This window comes from Lelliottia jeotgali (assembly GCF_977070485.1).
The window spans coordinates 59,747-80,275 of the sequence record NZ_CDRVFO010000002.1; the positions used below are offsets into that span (position 1 = coordinate 59,747).

Genomic DNA, 20,529 nt, shown 5'->3' on the forward strand with positions numbered 1-20,529 from the left:
GAATAGACGCTCTGCGACCCAACACTATGCATCCGTCTGTGGCTCTGCGCCCTGTTGCGGCTGAGCGGCTGAGCGCTGGGCGGCAAGTACCTGTTGCGCCGTCTGTTCGATATAGTCGAACACTGCCTCGGGGACCCTGTACAGGTACTGCTTACGCCGATTGTTCGATACGCTCCCGCCATTGCTCAGGCACATCATCACCAGGTTTGCGAGGTCGCTGCCGCGAACATCGAATCGCTCATCTACGGCCCTGTAGACGGCGTCATAGTTTTCCAGAAAGGCCGTCTCATCGCGCAGCTCGACCTCTAGCGCCCGCTTTGCCATCAGGCAGGTGAATACAACGCACTGCGTTGCATCCCAGAATCGATAGATCGCGTCAGCGCCGATGAACTCAAATGTAAACTGCTCGTGATCGATCCAGTGCACTTGCCAGTATTCACGCACGGGCCCGGAGTATCCTTGAAGTGTCTCCAGATACAGGCGCTCTTCGCGTTTCATCGCAACCGAAACTGGAAGCAACAGGCCGTTTTCAAGCGCCCCGGAATGGCAAAGAGCCTGGTGGATCAAAAAGCGCGACAAGCGCCCGTTCCCATCCATGAACGGGTGGAGGAACACGAACCCAAATGAAATGATGCTTGCCGCCACAAGCGGATCGATTTGGGTAGGGCCTTCATTGGCGAAGCGCATCAGGCTTTCCATCAACTCGCGGCACAGGCCCGGGGGAGGGGGTACATAGGTCACCCCGGCTGCTCCATGCATGCCATTGCTAAGGTGGTTCTGTTCGTGTCGAAATGCCGCCGCAAGGTCCAGAGGGTTTGCCACAGTGGCGTTCTGTAAAGTAACCAGATAATCCTCAGTCAGTGGGTGGCGCTCATGGGCCTGGCGCAAGAGCTTGATGAAGCGGCGGGATTTATCTTCGGTTGGGGCTTCCTTTTCGATTGCAAACGAGTCCTGGGTCTCGTGCAGATACGCCCAGTTGATAGCCCTGTCCATCATCAGCGGAGGGAGTGAACCGATGAAGTTCTTCGCCTTGCCGAGAATGTCATGCTCGAGAAGCTCTGTAACTTGCGCAGTGCGCTCTACGGTCGCGCAGTAAGTCAGATCTCCGAGCCCGTTGAACTCCACCCGCCACTTCGAATTTCGCTCACCTGGTCGCGTAATGTACTGTTCTGGGTCGAATAGCTGAGCGAAGCCGCCGCGTACAGGTGAAGGCTGCTCAATGTCTTCACCGGTGAAGGCTTCCCGGAGATAGCAGGCCTTACGGATATAAACGCCATTGGGTGATGCTTCCAGCGCTTGCGAAAAACGTTCAGCAGGGATCTGTGGCAGAGCCTGGGCGAGAATTGAAAGGTTGATACCTTCATGCTTGAGCGCAAAAAGCACATTCCCAAGCAGGTCGTCCTCTGCGGGCGCCATTCGATGGGGCACCGCGAGCGTGTTCCCGATTTTTTCAATACGGGTGACCGGTTGTACGATCGCAGGGCGCTTGAGTGCGACCGCAGAGATCTGCAGCCTATCGAGTAGTAGCGAATATCCCGCTGCCCGCATGTACCTTTCCTTCAGTTTGGGCGTGAGCGCTGTGTTTTTTTTAAGTCAGCTCACAAAATCTTCAGATTTCGCGATTATGCCGTTTTTTTCTTCACTTTCCACAGGGCATGTGACGTGGGCTCGCAACGTCCGAAATCTGTGCTTGGATTTTTCTTCAGTTCTGACCAGTGTGGCGAAATTTTCTTGCCGAGGATGCGAAAATCTTCAGTTTTGCAACCGAAGCAGTTTTTTTCTTGAGTTTTGATGCGCCGCGCGGGCGGCGCCCCGCTGAAGAAACTGTGGCAATCACTGCTGCGGCCCACCCCATACATCCCGACCAACACACACAACCCCATCAAACAGCAAACGCGCCGTCCTCACCAACCCACACCCCGTGATCGCGCCACGTTCCAAGCTGATCTCCACTGTAAATTCGCCGCTAGGATGCTCCACCGCCAAACGCTGAATATCACCGCCGGACATGCTGGCAAGCCCCTGTGCAATCGACCCTTCGATCAAACAGGCCGTGGCGACACTCACCGCGCCAAACACCCCGATGGACGCATGGCAACGGTGCGGAATGAACGAGCGGGTATTGACCGTGCCGCCGTTGCGCGGTGCCGACAGCAGGCACATCTTTGGCACATTGCGCTGGCTGACATCACCCAGGTTCATGCTTGGGCCCAGTTGCAGGCGGATGGCTTCCAGGCGCGTTTTCAGTGCACTGTCGGCATCCAGCGTTTCGCACGGCTCGTAGCCGGTCACGCCAAGGTCTTCGGCACGCAGCAGCACAACCGGCATGCCGTTGTCGATGCAGGTCACTTCCACGCCATCGACCCGGTCGCGGCTGTTGCCTGTCGGCAGCAGGGCTCCGCAACTGGCCCCGGCCACGTCGGCAAACGTCACCACCAGCGCCGCCGCCCGGCCCGGCACCCCATCGATACGGGTATCGCCGGCATACTCCACCTGGCCATCGGTGGTCGGCACCTGGGCGACGGCGAGCTGCCCGGTGTTTTCCATGAATATACGCACCGGTGTGCTTGCGCCGCTGGCGGCCACCAGGCCGCGCTCGATGGCGAAGGGCCCTACGCCGGCCAGAATGTTGCCGCAGTTCTGCCCGTAGTCCACCCGTGCTTCGTCCACCACCACCTGCGCGAACAGGTAGTCGACGTCGGCGTCCTCGCGCTGCGAGGCGCGGATGATGGCGACTTTGCTGGTGAGCGAGTCGGCGCCGCCAATGCCGTCGATCTGCCGGGCATCGGGTGAGCCCATCACTGCCAACAGCACGCGGTCACGCAGCGGGCCAGGGGCGGGCAGGTCGTCATGCAGAAAATAGGCACCCTTGGAGGTGCCGCCACGCATCAGCAGGCAAGGTATGCGGGTCTGGCCCATGTTCAGCCTTCCAGGTCAGTGAGGTGCTCGACATAACGCAGGCCCTTCGCCGTCAGGCGCGTGCGCATCTCGTAAATGTCCAGGCCAAGCTCGCCGGCGGCCAGGCGCAGGCGTTTGCGTTCTTCCAGGTCGGCGCGTTGGGTGGCGGCTTCGAGTACCGCCTGGGCTTCGCCATGGCGCACCACCACGACGCCGTCGTCATCGGCAACCACGATGTCACCGGCATTGATCAGCTGCCCGGCGCACAGCAGCGGCAGGTTCACCGAACCCAGCACTTCCTTCACCGTGCCTTGGGCGTTGATGGCGCGGGCCCACACGGCAAAGCCCATGTCGCGCAGTGTCTGGCTATCGCGCACGCCCGCGTCGATCACCAGGCCGCGCACCCCGCGGGCCTGCAGCGAGGTCGCCAGCAGGTCGCCGAAATAGCCATCGCTGCACGGCGAGCTGGGCGCTACTACGAGTACGTCGCCCGGGCGGCACTGCTCCACGGCCACATGGAACATCCAGTTGTCGCCAGGGGCCACCAGCACGGTAACCGCGCTGCCGGCCACTGCCACACCTTGCTGGATGGGGCGCACGGCGGTATTGAACAGCCCCTTGCGACCTTGGGCTTCATGCACCGTGGCCACGCCCAGCCGGCCCAAGGCATCGATCAGTTCCTGCTCGACGCGCGGGATATTACGTACCACGATGCCGGTCTTGCCGATGAGCCCGCTCATGCCAGGGTCTCCGTCACCCGTGGGAACACGCTCTGCAGGCCTTCGGCGTAGAGGATGTTGCGTGCGCTGGTGATGCCTACGTTACGCTTGGCCTGCACGCCGCGCTGCAGAGCCACGCGGGTGTAGTACTCCCAGAGGTGTTCCTGGCCGGCCATGCACTGGATGGCGGCATACTTTTTGTCCCACACCGGGGTGATGTCTAGGAAGGTGTCCGGGCGCCATTCGCACTGCTCAGGCTGGTGCGGCTCAAAGGCGTACACGGGCGGTGCGCCAACGATTTTCTCGCCCGGCTTGTAGCCTTCGGCCTGGGCGATGATGCGGGCCTCCTGGGCCAGGTGCATGGCCAGCGGGTGGTCGTAGTTGTAGGGGTCTTTCAACGAATGGCTGAGCACGAACTCCGGTTGTACCCGGCGATACACATCGGCCAGGCGGAACAGGGTGTCCTTGTCGGCGCGCATCGGGTAGTCGCCGATATCGAAGAACTCCACGCTGGCGCCGAGGATTTCGGCTGCTGCCATGGCTTCCTCACGGCGTGCGTCCTTGACCTTGGCTTCGGTCATTTCACCCTTGCGCCACAGCTTGGCAGACTCGCCACGCTCACCGAACGACAGGCAAACCACGTGCATGGCATAGCCTTGCTCAGCGTGCAACGCAATGGCGCCACCGGCACGCCAGACAAAGTCGGCGGAATGTGCACTGACCACCAGGGCGGATTTTTGTGGGGTATTCATTGTGCGTTGGCTCCTGCAGTGGGGTTTTACGCAGGATGTCATCGGCATGGGCGAGGCACTAATGCGTTCACTTGCAGCGGCTATGCGTTTTATTTATTGCCTGGCAAGCAGGGTAGGGGCATAGTCGCCCCAGTCACGAGCCGGGCGCCAGGGAAGCCTTATGATCGACGTCGAACTGCCCAACCTGATGCAAGTACGCGCGTTCATCCGGGTCGCCGAGTTGGGCAGCGTTTCGCGGGCGACGCAGGTGTTGTTCCGTGCTCAGTCCGTGGTCACCCGGGCCATCGCCGAGCTGGAGGCGCGGTTCGCTGTTCCGCTGTTCGAGCGCCATGCCAATGGCATGCGCCTGACCGACTATGGCGAGTGCCTGCTGCCGCGTGCACAGCGCGTGCTGGCGGAACTGGACGGCGTGCCGGGGTTGCTGGGCACCGCGCAGGGCGAGCCCCTGTATCTGTTTCAGGCGCGGCGCCTGCAGGTGTTCGTGAAACTCTGTGAAACACGGCACATGCAAACCGTGGCGCGGCACTTCGGCCTTAGCCAGCCGGCCGTCAGTGCTGCTTTGAAAGTGCTCGAAGGCGGGTGCGGGCAGCCCTTGTTCGTGCGCACGTCGCGCGGCCTGCAGCCCACTGTGGCCAGCCGGGACATTCTTTTCCCCATCCGCCGGGCGCTGAACGAGTTGCGCCACCTGGACAGTGACCTGAGTGCGATGCAAGGCACCCTGCGCGGGGTGGTGCATGTCGGCGCGTTACCCTTGGGCCGCTCGCGCATTCTGCCGGAGGCCATTTTGCGTTTTACCGCCCAGCATCCACAGGTCCGGGTGGTGACCAACGAAAGCCCGTTCGACCTGCTGGCAACCGAATTGCGGGTAGGGGATGTTGACTTCGTGCTGGGCGCCTTGCGGCCTCACGACTATGCCAGCGACCTGGTGGGCGAGCCGCTCATCAACGAGGAAATGGTGCTGCTGGCCCGTCGGGGGCACCCGTTGTTGCACACACCCCTTACGCTCAAGGGCGTGCACCAGGCGCGCTGGGTGTTGCCGCGGGCCGGCTCGCCGGCGCGCGGGCTGCTCGACAACTGCTTCGCCGCCGCAGGCCTGGCAGCACCGTGGCCGGTGGTGGAAAGCGCTGATCTGGCGGTTATCCGTGGCCTGCTGGTGCGTTCAGACATGCTGGCGGCGGTGTCTGCGCACCAGTTGGCGTACGAGATTACCAGCGGCGAGCTGCAACGCCTGCCGCTGGCACTGCCCGGTACTGCCCGCGCCATCGGCCTCATGCAGCGCAGTGGCTGCCTGCAGTCGCCGGCGGCGGTCGCGCTGATGGCTTGTATCCGCCAGGTGATCACCGAGCATGCCTGAGCCGGACTGGGGCCTTGGAGCGGGCTCAACGGGCTGCGTCGGTCAGCTGGACGCCTTGCCAGCGACCGAGTAGCGAACCTGCTGGTTGCGGGTCTTCATGAAGTCTTCGATGCTCTGCCCGCGCATGGCGGCGTAGATGTCCAGGTTGGACACACCCAGCACGGCGCCCAGCTTCTCCAGCACGAAGAAGATCACCCCATAGTGGATCAACCCGCGCCAGTCGCGGCGGCGCAGCAGGTCGCTTTCCTCTTCGCTCAGGCCTGCCTCGCGGTAAAGCGCTTCGGGCTCGCTCAGGAACCGCTGGCGCCACTGCGGCTCGATCATCCGGTGCAGGAACTTGTTCAGGCGGTAGCCTTTGGCACTGCGCTCCAGGGTGTAGGGATAAGTGCCTTCAAGCCGTTCCGCTCCCGCTAGCTGATGCTGCATGTGCTGTCGGTGGCGTTCGTTGACCGGCGCCGGCAGTGCCTGGTCGCGGTTTTCCAGCAGCAGGGTGGCGATGCCGGTCATCGACGGCAGGTAGTAGCTCTGGTGCTTGCGCTCGACATTGCTAGACAACGCGCCACGCATGATCAGCCAGGTGATCACCTCGGCGCCTTCCATACCGCCGAGCGCGGCGTACTCGGCCAGCGTCATCTCGGTAAGGCGCTGCGGGTCGTTGACCAGCAGGTCGAGGAACTGCGCGTCCCACTCAGGGTTGTTGAAGCCGCAACGCTCGCCATGCACCTGGTGTGATACTCCGCCGGTGGCGACGATCGCCACCTTGAGGTCCTCGGGGTAGCTTTCGATTGCGCGGCGTAAGGCTTGGCCCAGTTTGTAGCAGCGTCGCGCCGTGGGGATCGGCAACTGCAGCACGCCGACCTGCAGCGGCACGATCTGTACAGGCCAGCTTTCATCGCAGGGCAGCAGCGCCGACATGGGCGAGAAGAAGCCGTGGTCCAGCGGCTTGTCGCGGAAGAAGCTCATGTCGAACTCATCGGCCATCAGGCTCTGGCCGATGTGCCGCGACAGCGCTGCGTGGCCGCCTACTGGCGGCAGATCCCGTGGGTTACCGCCCTCATCGGCCACGCCGTATTGCTCGTCCACGCCCAGGATGAAGGCACTGTAATGGTCAAAGAAGAACGAGGTGACGTGGTCGTTGAAGATGTAGAAAAGTACGTCCGGCTGGCGCTGCTGCAGCCAGTTGCGGATCGGCTCGAAGCTTTCGAAGATCGGCGCCCAGGCGGCTTCTTCCTGTTTGTCGTGGTCGACTGCGAAGCCGATGGTCGGGGTGTGGGAGACGGCCAGGCCACCAATGATACGAGCCATGCGAAAGTCCTCTGTTACAGGTTACGGCGCGGTTACTGCAGAGGGCGTGCGCTGCCGGGCGTGGCCGTTGGCCAGGATCGCCAGGGCAGCGGCGAATGCCGGCAGGCCGCCCTGGGGTAGCCAATTACCCGCCGGGCTACGGCGAGACGGCGACTGTAATCCCACGGTTCAGGCAGCGCCTGCGGGATTTTCTTAACGAGATATCCAATTTTCTTATCGCAGCCATCTGGCGGTGTGCCGGCAGGTGGCATTGCAGAATGCGCTGCCCTCAGCGTTGCGCCGATACGCCGTTGAGCTCACCCTGTTGCAGGCTTTGCACGCTGTTGCCCAATGCATCTGTTGCTTCGAAATCAGCGCCATGGGCGGTCAACGCGTCGAGCAATTCCTTGCGCTGAAACATGGCCGCGTACATGGCTGCCGTCTGGCCTGCGCCATTTCGCTGGTCAGGGTTGCACTTGGCCTCGATCAGGCGCCGGGCAATACGCACCTCGCCTTTGAATATCGCCCCCATCAGTGCGGTGTTGCCCCGCTTGTCTTGGGCGCATGGGTCGGCGCCGGCCGCCAGCAGTTGCTCCACGGCCGCTCGCTGGCCGTGGTAGGCCGCCAGAATAAGGCCGGTGTAGCCCTTTTCGTCAGGGGTATCCAGTTTGTAGCCCGCCTGGATGAATGTCTTGAGCATCGCCTCATCCCCACGGCGTGCGGCCCCGAAGAAGTAATCGCGCAACCGCTGCTCGGTGTTGGTGTCTTGCCCTTGGGGCGGCAGTGGCTCTTGTGCCTGGGCGGTGAGGATCAGCAAGCCGCACACGGCTGCCATCATCCATTTGTGCATGGTGTTTACCTGCGTAGAAACGAAGAGCGGGCCGTCGGCCCGCTCAGTCATTGCAATCAGTCCTGCAGCTTCGCTGCCAGCTGCTGAACGCGCTTGAGGTCTGCCTTGGCCACTTTGGCCAGGCCTGCACCGTAGTCGCTATCGGCCTTGTAGAAGAACGACAGCATGATGTAGCGGCTTTCCTCGTCAGTCACTGCCAGGGCCTGGCCCAGGCTGTTGATCAGGTCGGTCTGTTCCTTCTTGTTGTAGGAACGGAACAGCTCGCCGGTCTGCTTGAAGTTCTGCTCGCGCTGGATCTTCGCCTGCTGGGTGCTGCCCACCAGCGCGGTCGGCACATAGCGGGCGCTGGCCTGTTCTTCACGCGGCTGCAGGCGGCTTGGCTGGTAGTTGACCCCCGTGGTGGTGTGGCCTGCGTTGGCCTGGCCATCCTGGTTGACGTTATTGACCGGGAGGCGCGGCTGGTTGACTGGCAAGCCCAGGCCGTTGGCGCCAATGCGGTACATCTGGGTGTCGGCATAGGCGAACAGGCGGCCTTGCAGCAGGCGGTCTTCAGACGGTTCGATACCTGGCACCAGGTTGGACGGCGCCATGGCGACCTGCTCGGTTTCCTGGAAGAAGTTGTCGACGTTGCGGTTCAGCACCATCTGGCCGATCTTGCGCTCTGGCACATTCGGCCAGATCTTGGTGGCATCGAGCGGGTCGAAGTCGAACGTGGCCAGGTCTTCGGGCTTGAGCACCTGGATGTACAGGTCCCATTTGGGGAACTTGCCGTCCTTGATCGCGCTGACCAGGTCGTTGGTCATGTGGCTGTAATCACGGCCCTGGACCTGCTCGACTTGTTTGGGGTCAAGGTTCTTCTGGCCTTGCAGGCTCTTCCAGTGGAACTTCACGTAGTGCACTTGGCCTTTGCTGTTGACCAGCTTGTAGGCATGCACGCTGTTGCCGTCCATTTCGCGGTAGCTGGCCGGGGTACCCTCGTTGGAGTACAGCAGGGTCAAGGTACGGGTGGCTTCTGGTACGTGGGAGAAGAAGTCGAAGCGGCGGGAGTCGTCATCGAGGTTGGTGCGTGGGTCAGGCTTGAACGCGTGCACCATGTCCGGGAACTTGATGGCGTCGCGGATGAAGAAGGTCGGGAAGTTGTTGCCTACCAGGTCCCAGTTGCCGTCTGCGGTGTAGAACTTGGTGGCGAAGCCGCGTGGGTCACGCAGGGTTTCGGGCGAGTGGTTGCCGTGCACCACGGCAGAAAAGCGCACGAACACCGGTGTCTTCTCACCTGGGCGGAAGACTTTGGCGATGCTCAGGTCGCTGATGTCGGCGCTGGCGGTGAACTCACCGTGCACCCCGGTACCACGGGCGTGCACCACCCGCTCTGGAATGCGCTCGCGGTCGAAGCGCTGCAGCTTCTGCAGCAGGTTGGCGTCTTGCAGCAGCACCGCGCCGTTGGCGCCGGCCGTTTGCGAATTCTGGTTGTCACCAACCGGTGCACCGCTGTCGCGGGTTAGGGTCGCGGCCTGGACGGACATCGTCAGCAGGCTGGCGGCCAGGCTTGCTGCAATCAGCAGGCGGCCGGGTTGGAAATGCTTTAGCACAGGGGTCATCGAGAAGCTCCATAGGCTCAATCGGGCGTTTTTGAATGCGCCCGCAGAGGATAATGAGCGTTGCATGCCCCCCTAAATTGATACTGCGCATCAGCACGATTGGCAATTTCAATTCAGCTTTTTATGCACTTGTTGCTAGGTGAGGACTGACGGTACGTCGGCAATCTCACTTGAACTGCCCTCTCACAGGAATGCCTAACGCACATCAACCCGAGGGCAAGCACCATGACTGAGCACAAAGACGACCCGAAACAAAGCCAGGTTCCGGCCCATTCCACGGAAGAGGAAAAGGCTAGGCTCAAGGACAAGAACAAGGACGGTATCCCGCCTGGCGCTGAGTGAAGCCTTGAGGTTGGGGCCGCTTTGCGGCCCATCGCCGGCAAGCCGGCTCCCACAGGTCTAGCGCGCAGCTCAAGAACTGCGCGGTCCGTGTAGGAGCCGGCTTGCCGGCGATGGGCTGCGTAGCAGCCCTGAAACGCGTAAGGGTAACCAATCAGATTGAACGTTTCAGCAATCCGCCCCGTCGGTACTTCCAAGTCGTTCGCATTTGGAGGCACTACCCATGAAGTACCGCGCACTCGGCAACACTGGCCTGCTGGTTTCTGAACTGGTGGTCGGCACGGTCCCGTTCGGCGGGCGTGGCGCATTCGAGAAAACCGGCAGCGTGGACGTGGCACTGGCCCGGCGCATGTTCGACATGGCCTTCGACGCGGGGGTCAACCTGGTCGACACGGCAGACCTGTACTCCCACGGCCTGGCCGAAGAGATCGTCGGCCAGGCGCTGGGTGAGCGGCGCCAGTCGGTCATCCTCGCCACCAAGGCGCGCAGCCCGATGGGGGACAACCCCAACGACAGCGGCGCCTCGCGCTATCACCTGATCCGTGCCTGCGAGGCCAGCCTCAAGCGCTTGGGCACCGACCATATCGACCTCTACCAGATCCACAACTGGGACGGCATCACGCCTGTGGAAGAGACCTTGGCCGCCCTTGAGCACTTGGTGCAAAGCGGCAAGGTGCGTTACTTCGGCACGTCCAACTACACCGCCTGGCAGATGATGAAAACCCTCGGCAGTGCTCGGCTCAACGGCTGGCAGCAGCCGGTATCCCAGCAGATCTACTACACCCCCGAAGCCCGTGAAGCGGAGTACGAGCTACTGCCGATGGCACTCGACCAAGGCCTTGCCACGCTGGTGTGGGGGCCGCTGGGGGAGGGCTTGCTGACCGGCAAGGTGCGGCGCGGGCAACAGACGCCGGCCGGCACGCGACAGGGCAATGATTGGCCGGAACCCTACGTGCACGACAAGGAGCGGGCCTACGACATCATCGAGGCGCTGATCGAAGTTGGGCGCCGGCATGGCTGCTCGCCGGCGCGGGTGTGCCTGGCCTGGCTCAAGGACCGACCAGGCATCACCAGTGTCATCACGGCCGGTCGCACCGCCGAGCAGTTGCACGACAACCTGCAGGCGGTGGAGCTGGTGCTGACCGGCCAAGACCTTGAGCAGATCGAGCGGGTGACGCGGATCGCGCCGCAGTATCCGTACTGGCATCGCATCGCGGCGAAAATGGACCGCATCGACCCGGCGGAGGCACCCTTCATTGCCCTGCATCGGCAAACGATGAAGCAGCACAAACCTTGATCCGCAATCAGCCCGATGTACCGCTGGCCTGTGGCATGCACGAAAGCTCGCCTTCAAACGGCAGGTCCGGCCCGGCCCTGGAACAGGTCACCGCCGCCGCCCCAATGGCGTAGGCCAGCATCGCATCGACCGTCTCGCGCGTCAGCATCGCGACACCCATCGGGCTGTCCGCACCCAGCCGAGCCAGGCAGGCCAGCACGGCCGCCTGGAACGTATCCCCGGCCCCCACGGTGTCGCGAACCGGCAGTGAGCTGTCCGCCGGCCGGTGCCAGGACCCGTGCGCACAATGCACGCTGGCACCCTCGGCCCCGTGGGTCACGAACACCAGCCGGCAGCGCTCGTTCAACCAGCCACGGGCTACCTCGCCAGCGTCGCGCCCCGGGTACAGCACCTGCAGGTCTTCCACGCTGGCCTTGATCAAATGTGCATGCGCAGCAAACGCTTCAACGCGCCTGCGCCACAGCGCCACATCAGGCTGCGGATTCAGGCGTACGTTCGGATCCAGGCTGATCAACCGCTGGTCGCGTTCGCGTTCCACCAGTGCCAGCAACGTGTCGCCCACGGGTGTCACCACCAGTGTGTACGATCCCACGTGCAGCCCTCGTACGCGCTCATCCAGTACCGGCAGATGCTCCAGCCGCACCTGTCGGTCGGCGCAGCCTTCGCCGCGGAACTGGTACTGCGCCGAGCCGTTGGCATCCAGGCCGACCATGGCCAGGGTGGTGGGTGCATCGCTGGTCACCAGGTGCTGGCAATTCACGCCTTCTTCCTCCAGTACCCGGCGCAGCCGTGCGCCAAGGTGGTCGCTGGACAGTCCGCCGAACAACCCTGCGGCAACGCCCAGCCTGCGCAGGCCGACGGCGACGTTGAACGGCGAACCGCCGGCAATCGCGGTAAAGCCCAGTTCTGCGCTGCGCGTGCTGTTTTCCAGGCTGAACACATCGAACAATGCCTCGCCACATACCAAATACATGAAGTTCTCCCAAACAGAAAAGCGTAAGGACAGTACCGCGATCAATGCGCAGGCAGGTGATCCAGGTAGCGTCTGTAGGCCACACCATAGGCGGCCTGCTGCGCCAGACGTGGCAGGGTGCGGGTGCTTTCGTCCAGCTCGACGCAGCGTTCGCACAGGGCCTGGAGGCTGTCGCCGTGGCCCAGTTGGCGGCCAAGGCTCCAGGCAGCCTGAATTGCCGCCCCCAGCGCGGCGGCTTCGGTCTGGCGCGGGCACACCACTGGCAGGCCGAGCAGATTGGCCAGTACCTGGCGCCACAGCTCGCTCTTTGCCGCCCCGCCCACCAGGCGGATTTCGCTGCCCTGCAGGCCGCTGGCGTGCAGCAGGTCCAGGCCATAGCGCAGGCTGAAGCAAGTGCCTTCGAGCACGGCCCGGCACAGGTTGGCGCGTGTCAGGTTGGCGCTGGTCATACCATGCAGGCTGGCGCTGGCAGTAGGCAGCGCGGGTACCCGTTCGCCATCGAAGAATGGCAGCATCAACAGGCCTTCGGCACCGACCGGGGCTTGGGCGGCGAGGGCCGTGAAGCGGGTGAGGTCCAGCTCCAGCAGGTCACGTACCAGCGCGCAGGCGTTGGTCAGGTTCATCGTGCAGATCAAGGGCAACCAGCCACCGCTGGAGGCGCAGAAGTTCGCCACCTCGCCCTTGGGGTTGAACTGGGCATGGTCGGCGTAAGTTGCCAGGGTACCCGAGGTGCCCAGGCTGAGGGTAATCATGCCAGGGCTGATATTGCCGGTACCGATGGCGCTGAGCATGTTGTCGCCGCCGCCGCTGGCCACCCAGGCGTGAGGGTTCAGCCCCAGGCCTGCGGCGGCCTGCTCGCGCAGCGGGCCGATGCAGTCGCCGGGTGCGAGCAGCTCGGGCAGTGCCGCCAGCAGGCGCTCGCCCGGTTCGATGTGTTGCAGCACATCGGTTGCCCAGGTGTTGTGGTGCACGTTGTAGTAACCGGTGCCAGACGCATCGCCCGGCTCGCTGCAGGCGCGGCCTGTCAGCCAGTAATTGAGGTAATCGTGGGGCAGCAGCACATGGGCCAGGCGGGCGAACAGGTCGGGGAAGCTGCGTTTGCTCCACAGCAGTTTGGACACGGTATAGCCCGGCGCAATCACCAGCCCCAGGCGTTCGATCGAGCCCTGCGGGCCGCCGAGCACGTTCAGCAGCGTCTGGTTTTCTGCCGTGGTTTCGGTGTCGCACCAGAGCTTGGCCGGGCGCAGTACCTGGCCTTGGGCGTCCAGCATCACCAGGCCATGCTGCTGGCCGGATACCGCCAGCGCACGGATGGCCTGGCCATTGACGCCGGCCCCATGCAGCGCGCCAGCGACTGCCGTGTGCAGGGCGGCGAGCCAGTCGGCCGGGTCTTGCTCGCGGCGCCCGTCGCGGCCCCGTGCAGGGGCGTGCGCGGCACTACCAAGGCCCAGCACCCGGCCGCTGCCGGCGTCCAGCACCAGCGCCTTGGTGCCCTGGGTGCCGCAATCAATGCCGAGAAACAGTCCTTCCATTGCGTGTGCTCCGGGTCAGTCGCCAAGCACTCGGCGCAGCGTTTCGCTCACGCCAACCTCACACAGGCTGTCATACAGGCGCTCGAAAGCGCTGACGAAGGCACCGGAGGCGGGGATGACCGTGCCAAATATCGTCTCGTCGCCCAGCACCCGGGCAGCAAGCCCATCACGCTGCACCACCCGTGCCTGGCACTGGGCCGCGCGTGGGTCGGGGATGGCATAGGCGCTGCCCTGTTCGTCTACCCCGCCCAGGTACAGGGCCCAGGCCGCTACCACCAGGGCCACGCGGTCCAGCGGTTGGCCCTCGGCAATCAGCTGGTTGGCGGTGGGGACGATGTACTTGGGAAACTTCGATGAGCCGTCCGAGCACACCCGCTCCAGCTGGTCGGCGATGGCGCGGTTGGCGAAGCGCTCGGTGAGGCTGTCCTTGTAGCGTTCCAGGTCGATGCCGGGCGCCGGGGCAAGCTGTGGCGTCACGTCCAGGTCCATGAACGTGCGCATGTAGCGGCGCAGCAGAGGGTCGGCAAGGGTTTCGTGGACCAGGCGGTAGCCCTGCAGGAAGCCCAGGTAGGTCAGTGCCAGGTGGCTGCCGTTGAGCAGCTTGATTTTCATTTCTTCATAGGGCGTGACGTCGTCGGTGAACTGCACACCGACCTTTTCCCACGCTGGGCGCCCGGCTACGAATTTGTCTTCCACCACCCACTGCAGGAACGGCTCGCACACCACTGGCCAGGCATCCTCGACGCCGTGGCGCTCGAACAGTTGTTGGCGGTGGTCGCTGCTGGTCATTGGCGTGATGCGGTCGACCATAGCGTTGGGGAAGCTCACGTTCTCACCTATCCAGCGGGCCAGGTGCGGGTCGAGCAACTGGGCGAAGGCCAGCAGGGCCTTGCGCGCGACCGCACCATTGTGCGGCAGGTTGTCGCAGGACATCACCGTGAACGGCCCCACGCCGGCTTCGCGGCGCCGCCGCAGCGCTTCGCATAGAAAGCCGAACACGCCTTGCGGGGCCTGCGGGTTGGCCAGATCGTGCCGGACCTGCGCCAGGTCAGCGCGAAACTCGCCGGTGCTGTCGTCGATGCAGTAGCCGCCTTCGGTGATGGTCAGCGAGACGATACGTACGTCGGGCTCGGCCAGTTTGGCCAGCAGCGCTTGGGTGTCGTCTTCGGCCAGGAGCATGTCACTGAGGGCACCAATCACCCGCACTTCGGTGTCGGGTTGGTCGTCCAGCACGAACAGGGTGTACAGGTAGCCCTGCGCCGCCAGGGCGTCGCGCATGGCGCGGTCTTCGCTGCGCAGGCCGGCGCCGCAGATGGCCCAGTCCAGGCCTTCGCCGCGGTTCATCAGGGCGTCGGTGTAGGCCGCCTGATGGGCACGGTGAAACCCACCTACGCCAATGTGCACAATGCCCTGGCGCAGCTGCGAGGGCGCGTAGGAAGGGCGGGCGACCGTGGGCGCCAGCAGGTCGAGGTGGTGCGGGTCGAGTTTCATCGTGTGTGTCCTCAGGCCGCTTGCTGCAGGCGTTTGTCCAAGGCCTGGCCGTTGCTGTCGAACAGGTGGCAGTGGCCTGGGTCGAAGGTCAGTTCCAGGGGCTCGCCGAAGGCCGGCGCAAAGTCGCCGCGCACCCGTACGGTAAGCATTTCCCCGGAGCCGGCACGTACATGGCAGTAGCTGTCGCTGCCCAGGCGCTCACTGACGTCGGCAGTCACCTGCAGCAAGCCGGGTGTGCCTTGCCCGGCGCTGGCGATGTTCAGGTGCTCCGGGCGGATGCCCAGTGTCACGGGGCTGCCAGCGGGCAGACCGTCCGCGCACAGCGCCAAGCTGACACGGGCGCCGCATTCAAGGGTGACCTCGCACGATGTGCCCTGGCTGTGGCTCACGTGGCCGCGCAAAAAGCCCATTTTCGGGGTGCCGAGAAAGCCTGCGACGAACAGGTTGGCCGGGTGGTGGTACAGCTCCAGCGGCGAGCCGACCTGCTCGATGCGCCCGCCGTTGAGCACCACCACCTTGTCGGCCAGGGTCATCGCCTCGACCTGGTCGTGGGTCACGTAGATCATGGTCGCGGCCAGCTCCTGGTGCAGGCGCGCGAGCTCCAGGCGCATCTGCACGCGCAGGGCGGCGTCAAGGTTCGACAGCGGCTCGTCGAACAGGAAAATCTTTGGGTTGCGCACGATCGCCCGGCCGATCGCCACCCGCTGACGCTGGCCACCAGACAGTTGGCGCGGCTTGCGTTCGAGCAGCGGTTGCAGTTCGAGGATGCGCGCGGCGTTGTCGACCTTGGCCTGCACCTCACGCTTGTCCACGCCGGCCAGGTCCAGGGCGAACGACAGGTTCTTGCGTACGGTCATGTGTGGGTAAAGCGCGTAGGTCTGGAACACCATGGCCAGGTCGCGTTTGGCCGGGGCGGTGTCAGTGATGTCGACGCCGTCCAGGGTGATGTGGCCGCCGCTGACTTCCTCAAGGCCGGCGATCAGCCGCAGCAGTGTCGACTTGCCACACCCGGACGGGCCGACGAACACCACGAACTCACGGTCGCGCACCTCCAGGTCGATGCCCTTGATGATGGCGTGGCCATCGAAGCCTTTGTGCAGGTTGCGGATCTTCAGGTCAGCCATGGCGAATGTCCTCTGCGGCGGCCCGCAATAGGGGGATTGAGCAGGTGTCGTGGGGGAGCCGGTTCATTTCACGGCCCCGAACGAAAGGCCGCGCACCAGCTGCTTCTGGCTGATCCAGCCGAAAATCAGGATGGGTGCGCAGGCCAGGGTCGAGACGGCCGAGAGCTTGGCCCAGAACAGCCCCTCCGGGCTTGAGTAGGAGGCCACCAGCGCGGTTAGTGGGGCGGCAGCCGAGGAGGTCAGGTTGAGCGACCAGAACGCCTCGTTCCAGCACAGGATCAACGACAGCAGCACGGTCGAGGCAAGCCCGCCGCGAGCGATCGGCAGCAACACGCGGACGATTTCCTGCCAGGTCCCGGCACCGTCCAGGCGCGCGGCTTCAAGGATGTCCACCGGGATGTCCTTGAAGTAGGTGTACACCATCCACACCACGATCGGCAGGTTGATCAGGGTGTAGACGATGATCAGCGCCAGGCGCGAGTCGAGCAGGCCGAACTGTTTGGCCAGCAGGTAGATCGGCATCAGCACGCCCACCGGCGGCAGCATCTTGGTCGACAGCATCCACAGCAGCGTGCGCTTGGTGTGGCGGGTTTCGAAAAAGGCCATGGAGTAGGCCGCCGGCACTGCGACAAGCATGCACAGCGCGGTTGCCGAGAAGGCGATCAGCACCGAATTCCAGGCGTAGGCGAAGTAGTCGCTGCGCTCGTTGATGTGCAGGTAGTTCTCCAGTGTTGGCGCGAAGATGAACTGCGGTGGTGTAGCGAAGGCGTCGAGCTCGGTCTTGAAGCTGGTCAGCAGCATCCAGAAGATCGGGAAGAAGATCACCAGGGCGATGCCCCAGCACAGCAGGCCGATCAATGCGTCGCGCAGGCGGCGGGTTTGCTTGAGTGGCAGCATGGCGGGCTCCTCAGCGGCGCTCGGTCAGGTTCTTGCCGATCATCCGTATCAGCACGATGGCGGCGATGTTGGCGATCAGCACGGCGATCAAGCCGCCGGCCGAGGCCATGCCGACGTCGAACTGCAGCAGCGCCTGGTTGTAGATCAGGTAGGCGAGGTTGGTGGATTCATAGCCCGGGCCGCCGCTGGTGGTGGTGAATATTTCGGCGAACACCGACAGCAGGAAGATGGTCTCGATCATCACCACCACGGCAATCGGGCGGGCCAGGTGCGGCAGGGTCAGGTGCCAGAAGATCGCCAGCGGCCCGGCGCCATCCAGGCGCGCGGCTTCTTTCTGTTCCAGGTCCTGCGACTGCATGGCGGTCATCAGGATCAGGATGGCGAACGGCAGCCACTGCCAGGAGACGATCAGGATGATCGACAGCAGCGGGTAGTGCGCCAGCCAGTCCACCGGCTGCGCGCCGAACAGCCGCCACACGGCGGCGAGGATGCCCGACACCGGGTGCAATATCAGGTTCTTCCACAGCAGCGCGCTGACCGTGGGCATGATGAAGAACGGTGAAATCAGCAGCACCCGTACCACGCCGCGCCCCCAGAACTCGCCGGCCTCCAGCAGCGCCGCGATGAGCACGCCGAACACCACGCTGATCGCCAGCACGCTGCCGACCAGGGTCAAGGTGTTCAGGGCGCCGGGCATGAAGCCTGGGTCGGTGACGAAGTACGCGAAGTTCTCCAGGCCTACGTATGCATTTTCGCCCGGGTACAGCAGGTTGTAGCGGATAAGCGAAAAATACAGGGTCATGCCCAAAGGTACGACCATCCACAACAGCAGCAGCGCCACCGAAGGGCTGACCAGGAACCAGCCCGGCCCGACGCGGCGTTTGCCGGGGCGTGCAGTGGCGAGGGTCGGGGTATCGAGGGCCGAAGTGTCCATGGCGACTCCGTGTGCAGCGAAAAGGGCGGACGGCAGCCGTCACCGCGCCAGGCGTTGGCGCGGCTCAGGCCACGGGTGGGCTACTTGGGGTAACCGGCGCGCTTCATCTCGCGTTCGGTGGATTGCTGGGCGGCGGCAAGTACCTGGTCGACCTTCATCTGCCCGGTCAGGGCGGCGGAGAACAGCTTGCCGACCTGCGTACCAATGGCCTGGAACTCGGGGATGGTCACCAACTGAATACCCACGTACGGCACGGGCTTGAGCGTGGGGTGGTTGGGGTCAACGCGCTTGAGCGACTCCAGCGTCACCTTGGCGAACGGCGCTGCGGCCAGGTAGGCGTCGCTGTAGGTAGAGGCGCGGGTGCCGGGTGGCACGTTGGCCACGCCTTCCTTGTCGGCCACCAGCTTGCCGTAGGCTTCGGACGTGGCCCAGGTGCTGAAGGCCTTTGCCGCGTCCTTGGCCTTGGAGCTGCTGGGGATAGCCAGCGCCCAGGAATACAGCCACGAGGCGCCCTTGTCGGTGACCTCTTTTGGCGCAAATGTGAAGCCGACCTGGTCGGCGACCTTGCTCTGGGTCTTGTCGGTGACGAACGAGCCGGCAACGCTGGCATCGACCCACATCGCGCACTTGCCGCTGTTGAACAGTGCCAGGTTTTCGTTGAAGCCGTTGCTCGACGCGCCTGGCGGGCCGTACTGCTTCAAGGTGTCGACGTAGAAGTTCAGGGCGTTCTTCCACGCGCTGCCGGTGAATTCCGGCTGCCACTGTTCGTTGAACCAGCGTGCGCCAAAGGCATTGGCCACGGTGCCGATCAGCGCCATGTTCTCGCCCCAGCCGGCCTTGCCGCGCAGGCAGATGCCGTACTGGCCCTGGTCGGGGTGGTGAAGTTTGGCGGCATATTCACCCAGCTGGGTCCAGGTCGGTTGCTCGGGCATGTTCAGCCCTGCGTTCTGGAACAGGTCCTTGCGGTAGTAGGTGATGGAGGCTTCGGCATAGAAGGGCAAGGCGTACAGCGTGCCGTTGGCCGACAAGCCATTGCGCACAGACGGGAACACGTCGTCGAGGTTGTAATCGGTCGGCAGGTCCGTCATCGGCTCCAGCCAGCCTTTGGCGCCCCACAGCGCGGCTTCGTACATGCCGATGGTCAGTACGTCGAACTGCCCGCCCTGGGTGGCGATGTCGGTAGTCAGGCGCTGGCGCAGCACGTTTTCTTCAAGCACGACCCACTTGAGCCTGATGTCCGGGTGTTGCTCTTCGAACACCTTGGCCAGGCGCTGCATGCGGATCATGTCGTTGTTGTTGACCGTGGCGATGGTCAATCTCTCTGCGCCCTGGGCCAATAGCGGCAGGCTGAGGCAGGCAGCGGCCAGGCAGGCCTTGATCGCGTCGTTCATCTATGAACTCCCTTACCGGGCCGGCTGACGGCACGGAAGACATTATTATTTTTGTGTCGCTGGCGCTGATTACACCCCCGCGTGGCGCTGCCGACAAAGCTTGGGCTGCACGCTGGCTGATACTTTTTTGCAGTTGTTGCGCTCAGTGATGGTTCTGCTCGGTCAGCCGCTGGATAACCAGGCTGCGATAGTCGGAGGGAGTCATGCCTTTGAGCTGTTGAAAGCGCCGGTTGAAATTGGACAGGTTGCTGAAGCCTGATTCGAAGCACACTCCGGTCACCGGCAGGTCGCTTTTGGCCAGCAGTTCGCAGGCCTTGCTGACCCGCAGGCGGTTGACGAACTCGACAAAACCGCGCCCGGCGGCCTGTTTGAAGAAGCGTGAGAAGTACGTGGGGGTCATGCCCAGGTGCTCGGCCACTTCGTTCTGGGTCAAGTCCTGGGCGTAGTGCTCGAAGATATAGTCCACCGCCCGGTTTATGCGCTCGACGTTGTGCTCGTCAGCCAGGTACGAAGAGGTGACTGTGGACAACAACTGGTAGTCCTCGCAGCCGGCCAGCTGTTCCATGAGGATAAAAAAGTATCCAAGGCGGGTCATGCCGCGGCTGTCCGCTATGCATTGCAACAATTTGCGGCTCTCGGCGATCAGCGCCGGGTCACGGAACTCGATGCCGTAGTGCGCGCGGGCCAGCAACGGGCTGAGCTGGTGCAGCTCAGAAAATACCCGGCTGCCGCTGTGCAAAACCTCGTCCGTGAAATTGACCAGCATGTCGCGCTGGCTGAACACCTCCCCGGGGCCGGCCTGGCTGATCCAGTTGTGCGGCAGGTTGGGCCCTGTGAGGAAAAGCGTGTTCGGCGCGAAGCTGCCGATGTAGTCGCCGATGAACACTTTGCCGGCGCTGGCCACGATCAGGTGCAGTTCGTATTCCTTGTGGAAATGCCAGCGTACCAGCGGGCTGGGAAAACCATGCTGGCGGTAGATCAGTGAGTCGCCCTCGTGATCGTCCATCAACTCGTAGGACGGGTCGGTGACTTTGCTCGTTCTGGGCATGGCGCTGATGGGCTCCGAAGGACGAAGTATCATCGTAGCCTGAACAGG

The 20,529-nt window shown here is 63.6% G+C and carries 18 protein-coding genes; 2 read left to right on the forward strand and 16 right to left on the reverse strand.

Going from position 1 to position 20,529, the window contains the following annotated elements:
* Positions 1-24 precede the first annotated feature (24 nt).
* The 5 genes from ACW4TB_RS02765 to galB all read right to left on the reverse strand — a co-directional run bounded on the left by ACW4TB_RS02765 (position 25) and on the right by galB (position 4,411).
* On the reverse strand, positions 25-1,548 hold the full coding sequence (locus ACW4TB_RS02765) for a Fic family protein (RefSeq protein WP_279932123.1): 1,524 nt from the start codon (positions 1,546-1,548) through the stop codon (positions 25-27).
* A gap of 74 nt (positions 1,549-1,622) precedes the next feature.
* Positions 1,623-1,850, reverse strand: a complete 228-nt coding sequence (locus tag ACW4TB_RS02770) for a hypothetical protein (RefSeq protein ID WP_254467548.1) — start codon at positions 1,848-1,850, stop codon at positions 1,623-1,625.
* Positions 1,834-2,919: a 4-oxalomesaconate tautomerase gene (locus ACW4TB_RS02775; RefSeq protein ID WP_279932120.1), complete on the reverse strand. Its 1,086-nt coding sequence runs from the start codon at positions 2,917-2,919 to the stop codon at positions 1,834-1,836. The genes ACW4TB_RS02770 and ACW4TB_RS02775 overlap by 17 nt, the downstream gene beginning before the upstream one ends.
* Before the next feature lie 2 nt (positions 2,920-2,921).
* A complete protein-coding gene (locus tag ACW4TB_RS02780; RefSeq protein ID WP_254467550.1) occupies positions 2,922-3,638 on the reverse strand; it encodes a 4-carboxy-4-hydroxy-2-oxoadipate aldolase/oxaloacetate decarboxylase in 717 nt (238 codons plus the stop codon).
* The gene (gene galB, locus ACW4TB_RS02785; RefSeq protein WP_279932147.1) at positions 3,635-4,411 is read right to left on the reverse strand and encodes a 4-oxalmesaconate hydratase; all 777 of its coding nucleotides are present in this window, start codon (positions 4,409-4,411) and stop codon (positions 3,635-3,637) included. Before galB ends, ACW4TB_RS02780 begins: the two co-directional genes overlap by 4 nt.
* A gap of 118 nt (positions 4,412-4,529) precedes the next feature.
* Between galB and ACW4TB_RS02790 the strand changes: the two genes are divergently transcribed.
* Complete coding sequence (locus ACW4TB_RS02790) at positions 4,530-5,723, forward strand: LysR family transcriptional regulator (protein WP_279932117.1); 1,194 nt, start codon at positions 4,530-4,532, stop codon at positions 5,721-5,723.
* A 42-nt stretch (positions 5,724-5,765) separates the two neighbouring features.
* Here ACW4TB_RS02790 and ACW4TB_RS02795 read toward each other — a convergent pair whose 3' ends face one another.
* The 3 genes from ACW4TB_RS02795 to katB all read right to left on the reverse strand — a co-directional run bounded on the left by ACW4TB_RS02795 (position 5,766) and on the right by katB (position 9,455).
* Complete coding sequence (locus tag ACW4TB_RS02795; protein ID WP_279932115.1) at positions 5,766-7,028, reverse strand: gallate dioxygenase; 1,263 nt, start codon at positions 7,026-7,028, stop codon at positions 5,766-5,768.
* 268 nt (positions 7,029-7,296) lie between these two features.
* Positions 7,297-7,857: an ankyrin repeat domain-containing protein gene (locus ACW4TB_RS02800; protein ID WP_279932113.1), complete on the reverse strand. Its 561-nt coding sequence runs from the start codon at positions 7,855-7,857 to the stop codon at positions 7,297-7,299.
* Positions 7,858-7,913: 56 nt separating this feature from the next.
* Complete coding sequence (katB, locus tag ACW4TB_RS02805) at positions 7,914-9,455, reverse strand: catalase KatB (RefSeq protein ID WP_279932111.1); 1,542 nt, start codon at positions 9,453-9,455, stop codon at positions 7,914-7,916.
* A 562-nt stretch (positions 9,456-10,017) separates the two neighbouring features.
* Here katB and ACW4TB_RS02810 point away from each other — a divergent pair.
* Positions 10,018-11,091, forward strand: a complete 1,074-nt coding sequence (locus tag ACW4TB_RS02810; RefSeq protein WP_115275212.1) for an aldo/keto reductase — start codon at positions 10,018-10,020, stop codon at positions 11,089-11,091.
* A 7-nt stretch (positions 11,092-11,098) separates the two neighbouring features.
* On the opposite strand, the gene ACW4TB_RS02815 is transcribed toward ACW4TB_RS02810, so the two are convergent.
* The 8 genes from ACW4TB_RS02815 to ACW4TB_RS02850 all read right to left on the reverse strand — a co-directional run bounded on the left by ACW4TB_RS02815 (position 11,099) and on the right by ACW4TB_RS02850 (position 20,481).
* Positions 11,099-12,064, reverse strand: a complete 966-nt coding sequence (locus ACW4TB_RS02815) for a carbohydrate kinase family protein (protein ID WP_279932108.1) — start codon at positions 12,062-12,064, stop codon at positions 11,099-11,101.
* 41 nt (positions 12,065-12,105) lie between these two features.
* Entirely contained in the window at positions 12,106-13,596 is a 1,491-nt protein-coding gene (xylB, locus tag ACW4TB_RS02820) for a xylulokinase (RefSeq protein ID WP_279932106.1), read from the reverse strand.
* Between the two features lie 15 nt (positions 13,597-13,611).
* Positions 13,612-15,087 (reverse strand): mannitol dehydrogenase family protein, encoded by a 1,476-nt coding sequence (locus tag ACW4TB_RS02825; RefSeq protein ID WP_254467556.1) that lies wholly within the window; start codon positions 15,085-15,087, stop codon positions 13,612-13,614.
* Between the two features lie 11 nt (positions 15,088-15,098).
* Positions 15,099-16,211: an ABC transporter ATP-binding protein gene (locus tag ACW4TB_RS02830; protein WP_012313927.1), complete on the reverse strand. Its 1,113-nt coding sequence runs from the start codon at positions 16,209-16,211 to the stop codon at positions 15,099-15,101.
* 63 nt (positions 16,212-16,274) lie between these two features.
* Positions 16,275-17,108, reverse strand: coding sequence for a carbohydrate ABC transporter permease (locus ACW4TB_RS02835; protein WP_012313928.1), 834 nt, complete (start codon positions 17,106-17,108; stop codon positions 16,275-16,277).
* A 10-nt stretch (positions 17,109-17,118) separates the two neighbouring features.
* Entirely contained in the window at positions 17,119-18,042 is a 924-nt protein-coding gene (locus ACW4TB_RS02840; RefSeq protein ID WP_012313929.1) for a carbohydrate ABC transporter permease, read from the reverse strand.
* Between the two features lie 80 nt (positions 18,043-18,122).
* Positions 18,123-19,433, reverse strand: coding sequence for an ABC transporter substrate-binding protein (locus ACW4TB_RS02845; RefSeq protein ID WP_279932100.1), 1,311 nt, complete (start codon positions 19,431-19,433; stop codon positions 18,123-18,125).
* A gap of 142 nt (positions 19,434-19,575) precedes the next feature.
* Entirely contained in the window at positions 19,576-20,481 is a 906-nt protein-coding gene (locus ACW4TB_RS02850; RefSeq protein ID WP_012313931.1) for an AraC family transcriptional regulator, read from the reverse strand.
* Positions 20,482-20,529: the final 48 nt, after the last annotated feature.

What these genes read in the sequence shown, in the direction of transcription:
- ACW4TB_RS02765 (WP_279932123.1), bottom strand. Translation starts at nt 1,548, where the DNA reads ATGCGGGCAGCGGGATATTCGCTACTACTCGATAGGCTGCAGATCTCT.
- ACW4TB_RS02775 (WP_279932120.1), bottom strand. Translation starts at nt 2,919, where the DNA reads ATGGGCCAGACCCGCATACCTTGCCTGCTGATGCGTGGCGGCACCTCC.
- ACW4TB_RS02780 (WP_254467550.1), bottom strand. Translation starts at nt 3,638, where the DNA reads ATGAGCGGGCTCATCGGCAAGACCGGCATCGTGGTACGTAATATCCCG.
- galB (WP_279932147.1), bottom strand. Translation starts at nt 4,411, where the DNA reads ATGACATCCTGCGTAAAACCCCACTGCAGGAGCCAACGCACAATGAAT.
- ACW4TB_RS02790 (WP_279932117.1), top strand. Translation starts at nt 4,530, where the DNA reads ATGATCGACGTCGAACTGCCCAACCTGATGCAAGTACGCGCGTTCATC.
- ACW4TB_RS02795 (WP_279932115.1), bottom strand. Translation starts at nt 7,028, where the DNA reads ATGGCTCGTATCATTGGTGGCCTGGCCGTCTCCCACACCCCGACCATC.
- ACW4TB_RS02800 (WP_279932113.1), bottom strand. Translation starts at nt 7,857, where the DNA reads ATGCACAAATGGATGATGGCAGCCGTGTGCGGCTTGCTGATCCTCACC.
- katB (WP_279932111.1), bottom strand. Translation starts at nt 9,455, where the DNA reads ATGACCCCTGTGCTAAAGCATTTCCAACCCGGCCGCCTGCTGATTGCA.
- ACW4TB_RS02810 (WP_115275212.1), top strand. Translation starts at nt 10,018, where the DNA reads ATGAAGTACCGCGCACTCGGCAACACTGGCCTGCTGGTTTCTGAACTG.
- ACW4TB_RS02815 (WP_279932108.1), bottom strand. Translation starts at nt 12,064, where the DNA reads ATGTATTTGGTATGTGGCGAGGCATTGTTCGATGTGTTCAGCCTGGAA.
- xylB (WP_279932106.1), bottom strand. Translation starts at nt 13,596, where the DNA reads ATGGAAGGACTGTTTCTCGGCATTGATTGCGGCACCCAGGGCACCAAG.
- ACW4TB_RS02825 (WP_254467556.1), bottom strand. Translation starts at nt 15,087, where the DNA reads ATGAAACTCGACCCGCACCACCTCGACCTGCTGGCGCCCACGGTCGCC.
- ACW4TB_RS02830 (WP_012313927.1), bottom strand. Translation starts at nt 16,211, where the DNA reads ATGGCTGACCTGAAGATCCGCAACCTGCACAAAGGCTTCGATGGCCAC.
- ACW4TB_RS02835 (WP_012313928.1), bottom strand. Translation starts at nt 17,108, where the DNA reads ATGCTGCCACTCAAGCAAACCCGCCGCCTGCGCGACGCATTGATCGGC.
- ACW4TB_RS02840 (WP_012313929.1), bottom strand. Translation starts at nt 18,042, where the DNA reads ATGGACACTTCGGCCCTCGATACCCCGACCCTCGCCACTGCACGCCCC.
- ACW4TB_RS02845 (WP_279932100.1), bottom strand. Translation starts at nt 19,433, where the DNA reads ATGAACGACGCGATCAAGGCCTGCCTGGCCGCTGCCTGCCTCAGCCTG.
- ACW4TB_RS02850 (WP_012313931.1), bottom strand. Translation starts at nt 20,481, where the DNA reads ATGCCCAGAACGAGCAAAGTCACCGACCCGTCCTACGAGTTGATGGAC.